This is a genomic window from Microbacterium esteraromaticum (assembly GCF_028747645.1).
Classification (GTDB): Bacteria; Actinomycetota; Actinomycetes; order Actinomycetales; family Microbacteriaceae; genus Microbacterium; species Microbacterium esteraromaticum_C.
Window position 1 is genome coordinate 2,721,086 of the sequence record NZ_CP118100.1, and the last position, 14,883, is coordinate 2,735,968.

The window sequence follows — 14,883 nt, forward strand, 5'->3', positions numbered from 1 at the left end:
TTCAGTCCTTCTTCATGGGGGTGGATGCGGTGTTCTCCTGCGTCGCCGCGGCGACCAGGAGCCGGGTGTACTCATGGCGGGGTTCGGTGAGCACCTGGGCGCACGGCCCGGATTCGACGACTCGTCCCGCCCAGAGCACCGTCGCCGTATCGGCGAGCATGCGCACGACGGCGAGATCGTGCGAGATGAACAGGATCGCGATGCCCAGATCGTCGCGCAGCGAGCGCAGCAGCGCGAGGATCTGCGCCTGCACCGACACGTCGAGCGCCGAAACCGACTCGTCGCAGATGAGAAGACGCGGCCGCGGCGCCAGAGCGCGGGCGATGGCGATGCGCTGACGCTGACCGCCCGACAGCTCGGCCGGGCGTTTCCGTGCGAAATCGGCGGGCAGTCCCACGGTCTGCAGCAGCGCACCGACCTCGGTCGGTGCTCTCCCGGCCACACGCAGTGCCTCTCGCAGGATCTGTCCGATCGTCATCATCGGGTTCAGCGACGAGTACGGGTCCTGGAACACGATCTGCATCTGGTCGGGTGTGCGCGACCGCCGCCCGGGGGCGAGAGGTGCGCCGTCGAAGACGATCGACCCGGAGTCCTCGGTTTCGAGACCCGCGATGCAGCGCGCGAACGTCGATTTGCCCGACCCGGACTCGCCGACCACACCGACGATCTGGCCGGGGGCGATCTCGATTCCGACACCGTCGAGCACACGCCGGTCGCCGAAGTGCTTGACCACGTCGGTTGCCCGCAGCAGCGGCTCGCCGCCGTCGGCGCGCGCCGTCGGCGCGGGCGCGGATGCCGCGGCGGACATGCTCGGGTCGGCGTCGATGAGCGCACGCGTGTATGGATGCTGAGGATCGGCCAGCACGGTCGCGGTCGCACCGCGCTCGACGACCTCGCCCTGCCGCATCACCAGCACATCGTCCGTTCGACCGCGCACCAGCCCCAGATCGTGCGAGATGAGGATGACGCACAGGTTTCGGGACCTCTGCACGGCGCGCAGCAGGTCGAGGATCTCGGCCTGGTTCGACGCGTCCAGCGCCGTGGTGGGCTCGTCGGCGATGATCAGCTGCGGGCTGGCGGCGAGCGCGGCGGCGATCGCCACTCTCTGGCGCATGCCGCCCGACAGCTGGTGGGGGAAGGCGCGGGCCACGTGCTCGGGCAGCTTCACTTCGGCGAGGCGCTCGGCGACGATGCGCTCTCGTTCGGCGCGGGGCAGGCGACGCCCCGCGACGGCATCCAGGGTCCAACCGATCTGATCGCCGCAGGTGTGCACCGGCGAGAGGCTCGTGAACGGGTCCTGCAGCAGGAGCGTGACCGTCCCCCCTCTCACCGACCGCCACTGCTGCTGTGCCGCGTCCAGAGAAACGTGCCGGTCGCCGATGCGCACCGTTCCCTCGGCGCGGAAGCCGCGGGGAAGCAGCCCGACCAGGGACTTCGCGGTGAGGGTCTTGCCCGACCCCGACTCGCCGATGATCGCGAGCGTGCGCCCCGGTTCGATGACGGCGTCGATCGGCTGCACGGCCGTGCCGTTGTGGCCGGTGACGGTGAGTGCGACGATCTCCACCCCGCTCACAGCGCGTCTCCGACCTGTGAGAGCCGCTGGCCCGCCCAGTCCCCGACGAGATTGACGGCAGACGCGACGAGGATGATCAGCAGCGCGGGCACGATGACGGCGGCGGGGTTGTCGAACATGATCGCGCGGTTGTCGGTGAGCTGTCGCCCCCAATCGGCGATCCCCGGCGGCACCCCCACCCCGAGGAAGGACAGTGAGGAGAAGGCGACGAGCGCGAAGGCGACATTGAGCATGGCGTTGGTGAGGACCAGAGTGGAGACATTGGGCAGGATGTGGCGGAACATGATGCGCCATCGCGAGAGGGAGAGCATCCGGGCGGCCTCGATGTAGGGCCGTGCCGTCTGCTCGAGCACGCCGGCGCGCACGATTCTGATGTCCGATGGCGAGAACAGCAGGATCAGCAGGGCGACGGTGATCCAGTAGCCGCCGCCGAAGACGCCCGAGACGACGATCGCGGCGAGCAGCACCGGCAGGGCGAGCAGCAGGTCGGTCCAGCGGCTGATGACGACGTCGAGCCAGCCGCGCTCGAACCCGGCGATCGTGCCGAGAAAGATGCCGAGCAGCATCGAGCCCACGGCCACGCAGATCGGGCCGATCAGTGCCGACGCGGCGCCCGCGACCGTCATCGCCCAGACGTCGCGTCCGAGTTCGTCGGTGCCGAGCGGATACCCGGGGGTTCCAGCGGGCAGCAGGCCCGAGAGGATGTCCTGGCGCATCGCGTCGGGGTACAGCAAGCCACCGAATGCCGCGGCGAAGGCGGTGACGGCGAGGATCGCGAACGCGAACGAGACGGTGGCGGACGGATACCTCCGTCGCTTGCGGGCGCGGATGCCGCTCAGGTCGAGTGTCGTTGTCATGCGGGCGTCCCTCCTCGACGGATGCGGGGGTCGAGCAGCAGGTAGATCAGGTCGGCGAGCAGCGCGATCACCGCGATCACGACGGCGACCAGCAGGGTGAGCGACTGCACGACGGCGATGTCCTTGAACAGCACCGAATCCTGCAGCAGGGTTCCCAGTCCGGGTAGCGCGTAGGTAGTCTCGGCCAGAACCGTGCCGCCGACGAGAAAGGTGAGCACCAGGCTCGCACCGGTGACGATCGGGATGGCCGCGTTGCGCAGGGCGATGCGCATCACCTGCGCCTCGGGGATGCCGCGGGCGCGGGCGGAGGTGACGTAGTCGGACTCGAGTTCGCGGATCATGGCGGTGCGCGTCAGCTTGACGATGATCGCCCCCAACCCGAGTGCGAGGGTGATCGCCGGGAGCACCAGGTGCCACAGTGTGTCGAGCCCGCCGGAACCCGCGCCGTACACAGGGAACAGCCGCACGTAATAGGCGAATAGGTACAGCAACAGCAGGCCGACGGCGAAGGTGGGGGCGCTGAGGCCGACCACCGCGAGCGTGTTCGCGGTGCGATCCAGCCAGCTTCCCGCGTGGGCCGCGCTGCGCACCCCGAGCGGCACGGCCACTGCCAGGGCGATCACGAAGGCGAGCGCGCAGAGGGCGAGCGTGATGCCGACGCGCTGAGCGATGGCATCGGCCACGGGGATCTGCAGCCGGATCGACTGCCCGAGGTCGCCGGTGAGCAGGCCACCGAGCCACTTGAGGTACTGCAGCCACATCGGGTCATCGAGGTTGTACTGCTCGCGGATCGCGGCGACGGCCTCGGGCGAGGACGGACGGTTGCCGAGCAGGTTCTTGACGATGTCGCCGGGCGCCAGGTGCATGAGCGCGAAGATGACCATCGACAGCACCAGCAGCACGGCGAGCACGCCGAGCACGCGCACGGCGAGCAGTCGACCGACTGATCGGAACCGCCGTGCGCGTGCTCGGATGAGAAGCGGCTGGCTCACTGTCCTGCCCGGTACAGCTGAGTCGGCCACGACGAGATGAAGGCGAACGCGCTGTAGTCGTTCATCCCGAGATCCTTGGCGAACGCGGTCGCCGACTGGCCCCACCACAGCGGAACGTTGATCGCATCAGCGGCCTGCAGCGCCTCGGCCTCGATCAGCAGGTCGGCGCGCGCGGCGGGATCCGACTCGGCACCGGCCTGCGCGAGCAGGTCGACGATGGCGGGGTTGTCGTAGCCGGCGGGGTTGCCGGCGCCGAGCAGGTAGCTGGGCACCTCGGCCGGGTCGCCGAGCGTCGAGAAGTACCACATGAGGTTCACACCGTGGTCGGACGAGGCATCGAGGCTGGCGAGCCACTCCTCGATCGGAACCTCGCGCACGTTGACCGTGACGCCGATCTCGGCGAGGTTCTGGGCCAGCGCCTGTGCGGCGGTGCCGAGCTGCGGCCCGGTGTTCGGCGTGAGCAGCTCGGTCTCGAAGCCCTCGGGCACCGACGATGCCGCGAGCGCGGCCTTGGCGGCGTCCAGATCGAACTCCCACTGCGGGATCCCCGCCAGGGCGTCCCTGGCATCATCGGCGTCGTGGACCTGGCCCAGTGACTCGGGTGTCATGATCGCCGTCGCGGCCTCACCGTGCCCGCGCAGCAGCTTCTCGACGTACGCGTCGCGATCGACCGCGTGCGCAAAGGCCTCACGCACCTTCGGGTCATCGAACGGGGCGACGCCGATGTTGAAGTACAAGCCGACGTACGACAGGTCGTTGACGTACTCGACGCGCATGGTATCGAGCTTCTCCCACTGCTGGGACTGCGCGAGCGGCACATTGAATGCGACGTCGACATCGCCGGACTGCGCCGCGAGCAGACGCGTCGACTCGTCCGAGACGAAGTTGACCGTGATCTCCTTGACCTTGGGCAGTTCTCCCCACCACGAGTCGACGCGTTCGAAGGTCACGTGGGAGTCCGGCGAGAACTCGGTCACCTCGTAGGGCCCGGATCCCAGCAGCAGCGAGTCGGCGGTTCCGACCTTGCCGTCGTGCTCTTCCCAGAACGCCTTCGAGGTGATGAACGCGGCGCCACCGGTGCTCATGTTCGACGCGAACGCCGCGTCGGGCTCGGTGAGGGTGATGGTGACCTCGTTGTCGCCCGTCTTCGCGATGCTCTCGACGTTCATGAGGTAATAGGCCAGACCCGGCGAGCTCGTCTCATCGCGTGCGCGTTCCAGGCTGAACACGACGTCGTCCGCCGTGACGGGGCTGCCGTCCTGGAAGACGGCGTCGTCGCGGAGCGTGTACACGTACGTGACGTCGTCAGTCTGCTCCCACGACTCGGCGAGCCCGGGCTGCACACGCCCCTGCGCGTCGATCGAGACGAGGCCCTCCTGTGCGATGGAGGCGATGTAGTAGTTCAGGATGCCGGCCTCCTGGCCGACGTAGAGGCTCGACAGCGAGCCGGGCAGCGCGACCGTGATGTGGTCGATCTCGGCGCCGGTGTCGGCGCCGGTGGTCTGTTGCGGCGCCGGAGTGGAGCACGCGGTCAGCAGCAGCGCGCCTGTGGCGGCGACGGTGGCCGCCTTCGCCAGGCGGTTTGTGAGCGGGAACGGCATGGCGGGTATCTCCTCGGGTAGTGGTGCGGTGGTACGGAATCGAGCCCGGTGGCTCTCACTGCGCCGACGCGCGTCGAGGCTGGCCTCGACGTCGGCGAAGGTCGGACGGTGGACGGCGAGGGTGCGGACGGCGGCCGCGACGGGCGGGATACCGGACGCTTCGACGAGCGTCGTCGCCCACGTGCGTCGGGTGAACGCGGGCGAGAGGCCCAGTGCCCGCACTCCGGGTTCGAGGGCGATCCCCGCCAGGTCGGACTCCGCGAGGAAGGCGACGCCGAGGCCGTTGGCGGCCAATGCCAGGGCGGCATCCGGCCGGCTCGTGGTGATGTCGCCGCGAGCCGGCGTGCGTCCGATGGCCTGCGCGATGACGTCGCTGCTGGTGCCGCGCCCGCCGATCCAGGGCAGTTCGGCGAGCACGAGCGGATCGATCCGCCCGCCCGGGGCATCCGCGTCGGCGACCGTGACGGCGACGATCTCTTCGGCGAACAGGAACGTCGAGCGCGCGCCCTGACGCCGTGGCGCCGCCTGGCGCCGCGAGCTGGAGGCGGCGACGTCGACCGTGACGGCGATGTCGGCGCGGCCGCTGCGCACACGGTCGAGTGCATCGACGGTATCGGCGGCTTCGGTGACCGAGACCTCGACGCCGGGGCTGTCCGCCGCGAGCCGGGCCGCGGTGGGCGCGATCACCGGGCCGATGCTCTCGACGGGGCCGGTCAGGCGCACCGTGCCCGCTCGGCGTCCCAGCGCGCGGGCGAGTTCGGTGGCCGCGGCCGTCAGGCTGGCGTCGATGCGGGGAGCGTGCTGCGCGAGGATCGCGCCGACGGGGGTGAGTGCGGCCGAGCGGGCGGTGCGGGCGATCAGGGTGGCGCCGAGGCGCGCCTCGAGCCGCTGCACGTGCTGGGTGATGGTCGGCTGGGTGAAGCCCAGCGAGCGAGCGGCAGCGCTGATCGACCCCTCCTGGTCGATGGCGACCAGGATGCGCAGGGAATGCACATCGAGCGTTCGCGTCAGTGCGTCGATGTCTGGAGCTTCTTCGCTATCCATAGGAGGATGCTATTCATATTTCAGTTTCGATTGTGTAACAAGATGTGACAATCTGACACAGAACCGCATCGACGCGAAGGACTGCCCGCCATGACCGCAGCACACCGACAGTGGATCGCCGACCGCGATCACCTCACCTGGAGCCCGTTCGGGACCGCTTCACTGGCCGCGACGCACTGGCTCACGCCCCACGAGCAGGAGTTCGACGATGTGGACGGACGATGGAGCACAGACGGCGAAGCGGCCGTCGGCACCGCCTCAGCCACCGGCCTGCGTCTGGCACCGGGCGAGAAGGTCCGGGTGGGCGAGCGGATGCTGGGCGGCTTCGCCCGCGATGGTGCTGTCGCGCTGCGCGTGTGGGATCCCGAAGCGCCGAGGCGCCGGGGCATCTCCGCCATCGAGAGGGCCGCGTTCGATCCGTCATGGAGCGCGACGGGGCTGTTCACCGCAACCGCGGTGGGCGCCTCGACCGAAGCCGTCGACGGACATCGCGCTGAGACGGTCTACGACGGCGCTGTCACCTTCGAGCACGACGGCACCCCGCTGACGCTCCTGGTCAGACAGCTCGACGACGGCGGTTTGTTCGCTCCGCTCGCCGACGCCACCAGCGGCACCGCAAGCTACCCGTTCCGCTTCCTGCGCCTCGAGCGTCCCGACGCCGCTGGCCGCGTCGTCGTCGACCTCAACCGCGCCCACCTGCCGCCATGCGCGTTCTCAGACCACTACGTGTGCGTGTTCCCGCCGCCCGAGAACCGTCTGCCCGTGGCCGTCACCGCCGGAGAACTGCGCGTGGTCTGACCGCGCCAGCGCGGGCGGGCCCAGACAAGGAACCCCTCACGAGGAGGGGGTTCCTGTGTTGCTGCTGGTGCGTCTCGTTGAGTGCTATAGATACCCGCCTGATGAATCGTCGAGCATCGCCGCCAGCGACTCCGGCGGAAGCACCGCCGAGTAGACGAGCTGCTCTTGCTCCTTCGTGTCGGCACGCGTTCTGCGCCACCGGAAGCGAACTCATCCGGCAGCCGCTGCGCCTTGACGATCAGATCGTGCGCGGCTTCGCTTAGTGGCACGTCCAGCGGTGGAAATCTCAGACCAAGATCATCCAGGCATCGCTTCGTCGGACGCACAGAGTTCATAGAACTTCAGGCTAAAAGCGGCCACCGGCAGCGGCTCAGCCCCTGAAACCGCCAAGCTCATCGAGTTCGTCGTCACTTGCGTCCGTCAGCAACTGGACGGCACTCTTCGTGGAGCCGTCGAGCGTGCGCAACGCCTCGAGTGCAGCCTTCTGAATCTCCTCGCGGTGACGCTCGATGTACTCACGCACGGCGACATCGACGACGCCCCTCGTGGACGCGCGTAGGAAGTGAGCAGCGTGCGAAATGAGAGCATCGGTCTCACTGTCCACATTGATCGGGCACATTGCCGCAGATGAATCCCGAGCAGGAACCGGAGTAGCAAATTTCCGCACGGGGGATTGGCTCTTGGACGCCCTTCACCGCAATCGCGTACGCATTGGGGTTGCCCCATCCATGGGTGTAGTCCGCGCCCGTATGAGTGTTCGTCTTGATGATGGCCGCAATGAGCCGGCGCGGATGCCACGCGTCACCCCGCACGACCTCCGGCACGCGGCCGCGTCGCTGGCGACCAGCTCAGGCGCGAAGGTGACAGCAGTGCAACGGATGCTCGGGCATGCGTCTACGAGCATGACGCTCGACACGTACGCGGGCCTTTTCGACGACGACCTCGACGGCGTCGCGACGGCGCTCGATCAGGCGCGTAGCGCGGTGATCACCAGTCTTTGATGACGGCGCATGCGGTGATGAACTCCACATCCTGCATGTCGCGCGGAGGCGTGGCGACGTCGATCTGCCGAAACCCAGCTGGCTGGTAGAGGCGTTCGAACACTTCCTGGCGGGCATCGACAACTAGGAACCGACCCGCCACATAGTTGCGGGCCCGCTTGACGACCTCTTTCGCCTCATCCAGGATCATCGACCCGGGAAGTTGCTCCGAGGAGAAGTCGTCCGAACGAGCCAACTCAGCGATGCTGTACGCGCCGGTCTGCTCAAGGCTGATGTTTCCCATCAGCTTCTTGCGCGCCGTCGAACTCGCCTGACTGAAGTTCAGCGCAGTCATCCCCACGGTGAAGAAACCAGCGACGTCGATGGTGTCATCGGTTGCCGTGATCATCACGTACGTACGGCTGTGCCCGTGCGCTTCATACTTACGAACGCTGGTGCGGGCGAAGCTCTGGAGGTGTGGGGAGCGCTCGCACCTGAACTGCGACATCCGCTCGTTGACCCGATCAGCGAGCGCCTGGTACTTCTCTTGCTGTATGTCGGCGAGGGCGAAGACGTCGTATGGGATACGAGACGCCCCAGATGTGCTCAACGTCCGGTCGTGGTATGCGCGCTTACGAGACGCTCGAGCGCCGAAAGGCGCCCATCTGCTAATGCCGGAGAGTGAAGGCGCGATGAGAACCCAGGCGACGCCACAGGGGCGCTACCATCAGCAGCCATCTCCGCCAGCTGGGATGCTCCAGTCTTCGAGAGAACATAGGCGCTACCGAGGGCTTCAGAAGCCATGTCGATCTCCGTCTCCGATCACCTCACCATGCCCCATACATGGAGAGGAACTTTCCTCACGATAACACCTGTTTCTGTGTGTCCAGGCTGCGATCTCGGAACGGTGGAGTCAGCGCTTGTTGCCATTCTGTTGGCCTACAACCCACGTGGGCTATAGGCCAAAAGGAGTGGATGGGTTCTTGATCTAGGCGCGTGTTTCCGGGGTGATTCGGGGATCATCATGGTCGGCGACGCTTAGTCGTGACCCTTCCCTCGAATTCGACGACGTGCGTGCTATGCGGTTCACAGCTGGTGAAGAACGGCCGCCACCGCTCGGGAACGCAACGCTGGCGGTGCAAGAGCTGCGGGGCATCTGCAGTACGCCGGCGCCCGGATGTGACCCGTCGTGAGCAGCTGCGTCGGTTCGTGGTCTGGCTGACGGGCAAGCAGACCCAGGCCGAGATCGACGGCACCCGGACCGGACGCTCGTTTCGTCGAGACACCGCCTGGTGCTGGGACATCCAGCCGTACCGCGAACCGGCTGAGACCATCCACCATGCGGTGCTCGTCGATGGAGTCTGGATCGGGTCCTGGTGCCTGCTGATCGCGATCAGCGACAAGGGCGACCTGCTGGCCTGGCAATGGTGCGGCCGCGAGACCACCGCCGCCTGGACCGCACTGCTGGAGCAGGTCCCCGCGCCCGGGGTGATCGTCTCCGACGGCGGCTCCGGGCTTCCCTCGGCACTGCGGGCGTGCTGGCCGGAGACGAAGCATCAGCGGTGCATCTTCCACCTGCAGATGAACACCACCCGGCACCTGACCCGCAACCCCCGCACCGCCGCAGGCAAAGCGTTGCGCGAACTCGTGATGAACCTCAGCAACATCGACGACGAAGACGCCGCGATCGCCTGGCAGCTGCAGCTTGAGCAGTGGTGGCAGACGTTCGGACACCTCACCCGCGAGCGGACCATGTTCCGCAACGGCCAGTGGGGCTTCACCCACGACCGGCTCCGCAAAGCCTGGCTCCTGATCCGAAAAGTCACCCGAGACGGGGTCTTGTTCACCTGGATCACCTACGGCAACCCCCGCACCACCAGCCCACTGGAAGGCGGATACAACAGCCCCATCCGCGAGCTCCTGCGCCGCCACCGCGGAATGAGCGAGGTCCACCGCCGCCGCGCCATCGAATGGCTCCTCACCCTGCGGCAGATACCGCTCGAGCAAGCACTCACCCTCACCCTCACCCTCACACCAGCACCAGCCCCTGAGCCCAACCAGCACGACCAGGAAGACCAAGCCGAAGACATCGGCGGCCCATCCCTCTACGACACCGGCCTAGACGCCACCGAAGGCCTCTGGGCACGAACCGGATGGGCAGGACGCGGATGACACACCCGACGCCATCCACTCCTTTTGGCCTATAACCCACCCACGTCACACGTCAACACCCCAGACAACAAGAAAGTCCTGAGCCGCGACTAGTTCGTAAACTATGTCGCGACTCAGGACAAGTGGCGGTGACGGTGGGATTTGAACCCACGGTAGGGGTTACCTACACAACATTTCGAGTGTTGCACCTTCGGCCGCTCGGACACGTCACCGTCGACCAGCTTACGACATCACATCCCCAACGCGAAATCGACGCCTCAGAGCGGCGCGACGGGCAGTTCGATGGGGTCCCGCAGACTTCTTCCCATCACGAGATCGGCCACGAAGGGGATCCCCATCAGGCCGAGCACCGTGTTGCGCGTGTACAGCTGCATCCGATTGCGCGGCGCGAACGCGGCCCCCAGCCCGAGCGCGGCATCCTGCTTCTTGCGCACCAGTCCGGCAAGACTCGCCTGCATCGCCGCGAACGCATCACCGCGCTCCCCCGGAGACGCGTGAAGGCCGGCCCGGCGCAGCTCGACGGCCAGCACGTACGCCTCCACCATCGCCAGAGCGGCGCCCTGCCCGGCGAGCAGCGATGGACACGCGGCGGCGTCGCCGATCAGCCCGATCCGACCGCGCGACCAGGACGGCATCCTGATCTGGCTCGCGCGATCCATGTAGAACGTTCGCGCCTGTGGCATCCGATCCAATACCGCCCGGGCTTCTCCGCGCATGCCGCCGAGGCGAGACCGCAGCAGTTCCTGCTGAGCATCGACCTCGCCGGGCAGATCGCCGTCGTGCCGGAACATGAAGCAGAACATCGTCGAACCATCGCGCAACGCAATCCGCAGCATCTGCGCACCCACCTCGGTGTGCGTGACCGCGACGAGCTCATCCCGCGGCAGATAGCCATCGACGTCGAACGCGGCAACCACGATCCCGAGGTACCGTTCGTAGTCACTCTCCGGCCCGAAGGTGAGCGCGCGCACCCTCGAATGCAATCCGTCCGCACCGATCACGAGATCGAAGCTCCGCGTCGCACCGCCGTTGAACCGCACGTGCACGCGATCACCGTCATCGTCGAGCGTCTCCACCGTGTCATCGAAGATCGTCTCGACGTCGCCGTTCAGGGCGTCGAAAACCGCCCGCGACAGATCGGAGCGTCCGATCGTGACGTACCGTCCGCGCGCCGCGTCGATCAACCGGATCGGGTCGAGATGCGAGATGCGCCGGCCCCGGGCATCCACCTCCCGCAACTCCCGAAAACGGTACCCCTCCGCCAGCAGCCGCGGCACGATGCCCATCCGCTCGGCGACATCGTAGCCCGCACCCCAGAAGTCGACCACGTAGCCGCCTTCTCGCAGCCGCGGAGCGCGCTCGACGAGCGTCGGAACGAACCCGAAGCGCTTCAACCAGTAAGCGAGCGTCGGCCCCGCGATGCCCGCGCCAACGATGAGAACGTCCATGACCCCTCTCGATTCGGCTCTCGCCGCCCACGCTACTGCGCCGCCGACCCGTGCGGCACCCCCGTTGTCCACACGGATCCGCGGCGATAGAACGTGACATACCACTGCATCTCGCCTAGATTTGAGGGCATGCCCGATGTCATCGCCGATCTCTCCCTGGTGAGCGCCCGCCTGCTCGAAGACCGCGTCAGCATGGCCGACGCGGTCGCCGCGATCCAGCAGACGCTGCGCGACGGTTTCGACCCGGAGGATGACCTCGCCCGGCAGATCCTCGACGTGCCGAACGGCCAACTGCTGCTCATGCCCGCAGCCGCGGGCGGCGCCGTCGGCCAGAAGTTCGCCACGGTTGCCCCCGGCAATCCTGCCCGAGGACTGGAGCGCATCCAGGCCCTCTACATCCTCGTCGACGGCACCACCCTCGCGCCCACCGCCATCATCGACGGCACCGCCCTGACCAGCCTGCGCACCCCCGCCGTCTCGGCCGCCTGCGCCGACGTCGTCGCGACGGCCGATGCCGCCGACGCCGTCATCATCGGCACCGGCCCCCAGGCGATCCGACACGTCGAGGCGCTCGCGACCATACGGCCGCTGAGATCGGTACGCATCGTCGGCCGCGACGACGCACGCGCAGCATCCGCCGTCGATGCCTCCCGCGCGTACGCACCGAGCGCCGACATGCGCGCCGGCACACTCGACGACATCGCCACCGCCGACCTCATCGTGTGCGCCACGTCGGCACCGACGCCCCTGTTCGACGCCGACCTCGTCCGCGACGACGCCACGGTCATCGCGATCGGGTCGCACGAACCCGACCGCGCCGAACTCGCTCCCGCGCTGATGGCCCGCGCGCAGGTGATCGTCGAGAGCCGCCGCGTCGCGCGAAGCGAGGCGGGCGACGTGATCGTCGCCGTCGACGCCGGGATGCTGCATCACGACGACCTGGTCACGATGCACGAGCTGTTCACCGGCGCCGTCGCACCGGCCACCGACCGCCCGCGCGTCATCAAGACATGCGGCATGGGCTGGCAGGACCTCGCGGTCGCCCGCCTGGCCGTCTGAACGCCCTCCACTTGCACAGGAGCTCCACCATGCACTGGACCACCGACGACTGGCACACCGCCGGCGAGCCGTTCCGCATCGTCGAAGACGTACCGACGCACGGCACCACCGTCGCCGAGCGCCGCATCGCGGCGATCGACGGCGACGCCGATCAGGTGCGCCGTTTCCTGTGCCTGGAGCCCCGTGGCCACGACGACATGTACGGAGGCTTCATCACCCCGCCCGATGACGACGGCGCCGACTTCGGTGTGCTGTTCTGGCACAAGGACGGCTTCTCAACGGCGTGCGGCCACGGAACCATCGCACTGGGAGCCTGGGCCGTGCGCACCGGGCGGGTGGCCTCCGACCCCGACGGCGTCACCGCCGTGACGATCGACGTGCCCAGCGGGCGCGTGCAGGCGCTCGTCCGGCAGACCGGCGGACGCATCGACGACATCGTCTTCCGCAACGTCGAGTCGCGAGTCCTGACCCGCGGGATCGCACTGACGACCTCCCGTGGAGACGTCGAGGTAGACCTCGTCTTCGGCGGCGCGGTCTACGCGACCCTCCCCGCCGCAGCGGTCGGGCTCGACGTCACCCCGGCGCACACGACCGACCTCATCGCCATCGGCCGTGAGATCAAATGGGCGCTCAACGAGCATCCCGCCGCGCAGCTCTCCGATTCCCGCCTCTCGGGCGTGTACGGCACCATCCTGTTCGACGATCTCGGGCGCACCGAGCACGGCCCCCACCAGCGCAACGTCACCGTCTTCGCCGACGGCGAGGTCGACCGCAGCCCGTGCGGCTCCGGCACCGCCTCGCGCGTGGCGCTGCTGGCTGCCACCGGCGAGCTGCGCGAGGGCGAGACCCTGACCCACGACTCGATCATCGGCACACGGTTCCACGCCCGCATCGCCGAACGCACTCCGAACGGTGTCATCCCCGAAGTGCGCGGAAACGCCTCCCGCATCGGCTCGTGCCGCTTCGAACTCGACGCCGACGATCCCCTTCCCTCCGGCTTCAGCCTGCGCTGACCGCCAAGGCCGACCCCCACGGTCGACACTCACGACAGGAGCACCCATGCCCGCAGCATCCCTCTCGATCTTCGGCGCCCACGTCTGGCACGGCGACGGCTTCACACTCCGCGATGTGCACATCGTCGACGGCCGCATCTCTGAGACCGGTACCCCGGATGCGACACGCATCGATGCCACCGGGCAGTGGCTCATCCCCGGCCTCATCGACGCCCACTTCCACGCCTACGCCACGAGCATGGACGGCCTCGAGAACGAGCGCGGCCCCCTCAGCTACACCGCGATCAACGGTGCCCGGCGCCTCACCCGCGCACTGCAGCGCGGCTTCACCACGGTCCGCGATGTCGCAGGCGGCGACATCGGACTGGCGCAGGCGATCGACGCCGAGCTGTTCCCGTCACCGCGCTATCACTTCACCGGCCCCGCCCTCAGTCAGACCGGCGGCCACGGCGACCCACGATCGGCGCACATCGACGTCTGCTTCTCGCACGGCCACATGTGCGAGGTCGTCGACGGGGTCGACAACCTGCGCGTCGCCGTGCGCGAGCGTCTGCGCACCGGCGCGCACGCGATCAAGGTGATGGCCTCGGGCGGTGTGTTCTCGCTCACCGATCCCATCCGCATCCCGCAGTACTCCGAGGACGAACTGCGTGCGGTGGTCGACGAGGCCACCCGGCGCGGCAGCTACGTCTGCGCGCACGCCTACTCGTCCGAGGCCGTCCAGCACGCGATCACCGCCGGTGTCCGATCGATCGAGCACGGCAACCTCATCGACGAGCAGACCGCCGAGCTGATGGCGCAGGCGGGAGCCTTCCTCGTACCCACCCTCGCCGCCTACGACGCCATGGACCGCCGTGGCGCCGACATCGGGCTCAACGCCATCTCGTTGCAGAAGAACTCCGAGGTGCTCGCCAAGGGGCAGCACGCCGTGCGACTGGCCCATGCCGCCGGTGTGCGCGTCGGCTTCGGAACCGACCTCATGGGCGACCTCGAAGACGACCAGCTCGCGGGCATCCGCCTGCAGGTCGAGGCCGGCTCCGCCGCAGACACCCTGCGTTCGATGACGACCGTCAACGCTGAGCTCATCGGCGATCCGGCGCTCGGTCACCTCGGTGCCGGGGCATACGGAGACGCGGTGCTGCTGGCATCCGATCCCCTCACCGACCCGTCTGCGCTGTGGCGTCAGGACTCGCGCGTCGCGGTGATTCGTGCCGGCGCCCCGGCAGACCTCTCGGCCTGATCGGCTCCCCCTGCTCGGATCACCCGATCGGACCGCCGACACCCCGACCTATCGCCGAGACCCCGTGCTGCAGACGCCTGCAGCACGGGGTCTCGACGCGACGTGG

The 14,883-nt window shown here is 68.1% G+C and carries 12 protein-coding genes, 1 tRNA gene and 1 pseudogene; 6 read left to right on the forward strand and 8 right to left on the reverse strand.

The genetic code is table 11. The annotated features are described in order from the left end of the window. Nucleotide 1: 1 nt before the first annotated feature. From PTQ19_RS13135 to PTQ19_RS13150, 4 genes are read right to left on the reverse strand one after another with little or no spacing between them, the layout of a single operon-like run. On the reverse strand, nt 2–1,573 hold the full coding sequence (locus PTQ19_RS13135) for a dipeptide ABC transporter ATP-binding protein (RefSeq protein ID WP_274367646.1): 1,572 nt from the start codon (nt 1,571–1,573) through the stop codon (nt 2–4). After that, entirely contained in the window at nt 1,570–2,430 is an 861-nt protein-coding gene (locus tag PTQ19_RS13140) for an ABC transporter permease (protein ID WP_274367647.1), read from the reverse strand. The genes PTQ19_RS13135 and PTQ19_RS13140 overlap by 4 nt, the downstream gene beginning before the upstream one ends. Beyond that, entirely contained in the window at nt 2,427–3,422 is a 996-nt protein-coding gene (locus PTQ19_RS13145; RefSeq protein ID WP_274367648.1) for an ABC transporter permease, read from the reverse strand. Before PTQ19_RS13145 ends, PTQ19_RS13140 begins: the two co-directional genes overlap by 4 nt. Then, a complete protein-coding gene (locus PTQ19_RS13150) occupies nt 3,419–6,067 on the reverse strand; it encodes an ABC transporter substrate-binding protein (RefSeq protein ID WP_274367649.1) in 2,649 nt (882 codons plus the stop codon). Before PTQ19_RS13150 ends, PTQ19_RS13145 begins: the two co-directional genes overlap by 4 nt. Nucleotides 6,068–6,157: 90 nt before the next feature. On the opposite strand from PTQ19_RS13150, the gene PTQ19_RS13155 reads away from it, so the two are divergent. After that, nucleotides 6,158–6,865 carry a DUF1684 domain-containing protein gene (locus tag PTQ19_RS13155; RefSeq protein ID WP_274367650.1) on the forward strand — a complete coding sequence of 236 codons (708 nt, stop codon included), beginning with the start codon at nt 6,158–6,160 and terminating at the stop codon, nt 6,863–6,865. Nucleotides 6,866–7,235: 370 nt separating this feature from the next. On the opposite strand, the gene PTQ19_RS13160 is transcribed toward PTQ19_RS13155, so the two are convergent. Continuing rightward, entirely contained in the window at nt 7,236–7,388 is a 153-nt protein-coding gene (locus PTQ19_RS13160; protein WP_274367651.1) for a hypothetical protein, read from the reverse strand. Between the two features lie 268 nt (nt 7,389–7,656). Here PTQ19_RS13160 and PTQ19_RS13165 point away from each other — a divergent pair. Then, nucleotides 7,657–7,866 (forward strand): annotated as a pseudogene (locus PTQ19_RS13165) (tyrosine-type recombinase/integrase); the annotation flags it as partial. On the opposite strand, the gene PTQ19_RS13170 reads toward PTQ19_RS13165, so the two are convergent. Beyond that, nucleotides 7,853–8,455 (reverse strand): hypothetical protein, encoded by a 603-nt coding sequence (locus tag PTQ19_RS13170; protein ID WP_274367652.1) that lies wholly within the window; start codon nt 8,453–8,455, stop codon nt 7,853–7,855. The pseudogene PTQ19_RS13165 and the gene PTQ19_RS13170 sit on opposite strands and share 14 nt — an antisense overlap. A 464-nt stretch (nt 8,456–8,919) precedes the next feature. On the opposite strand from PTQ19_RS13170, the gene PTQ19_RS13175 reads away from it, so the two are divergent. After that, on the forward strand, nt 8,920–10,017 hold the full coding sequence (locus tag PTQ19_RS13175) for an IS1249 family transposase (RefSeq protein ID WP_274369076.1): 1,098 nt from the start codon (nt 8,920–8,922) through the stop codon (nt 10,015–10,017). A 123-nt stretch (nt 10,018–10,140) separates the two neighbouring features. On the opposite strand, the gene PTQ19_RS13180 is transcribed toward PTQ19_RS13175, so the two are convergent. Both PTQ19_RS13180 and PTQ19_RS13185 read right to left on the reverse strand, forming a co-directional pair. Beyond that, nucleotides 10,141–10,229: transfer RNA gene (locus tag PTQ19_RS13180), tRNA-Ser, on the reverse strand. 45 nt (nt 10,230–10,274) lie between these two features. Next, nucleotides 10,275–11,465 carry an FAD-binding domain gene (locus PTQ19_RS13185; protein ID WP_274367653.1) on the reverse strand — a complete coding sequence of 397 codons (1,191 nt, stop codon included), beginning with the start codon at nt 11,463–11,465 and terminating at the stop codon, nt 10,275–10,277. Between the two features lie 129 nt (nt 11,466–11,594). On the opposite strand from PTQ19_RS13185, the gene PTQ19_RS13190 reads away from it, so the two are divergent. The 3 genes from PTQ19_RS13190 to PTQ19_RS13200 are packed head-to-tail and all read left to right on the forward strand — an operon-like array spanning nt 11,595 to nt 14,777. Further along, the gene (locus tag PTQ19_RS13190; RefSeq protein ID WP_274367654.1) at nt 11,595–12,524 is read left to right on the forward strand and encodes an ornithine cyclodeaminase family protein; all 930 of its coding nucleotides are present in this window, start codon (nt 11,595–11,597) and stop codon (nt 12,522–12,524) included. A 29-nt stretch (nt 12,525–12,553) separates the two neighbouring features. Next, entirely contained in the window at nt 12,554–13,537 is a 984-nt protein-coding gene (locus tag PTQ19_RS13195; RefSeq protein ID WP_274367655.1) for a proline racemase family protein, read from the forward strand. A gap of 46 nt (nt 13,538–13,583) precedes the next feature. After that, nucleotides 13,584–14,777, forward strand: a complete 1,194-nt coding sequence (locus tag PTQ19_RS13200) for a metal-dependent hydrolase family protein (RefSeq protein ID WP_179409944.1) — start codon at nt 13,584–13,586, stop codon at nt 14,775–14,777. Nucleotides 14,778–14,883: the final 106 nt, after the last annotated feature.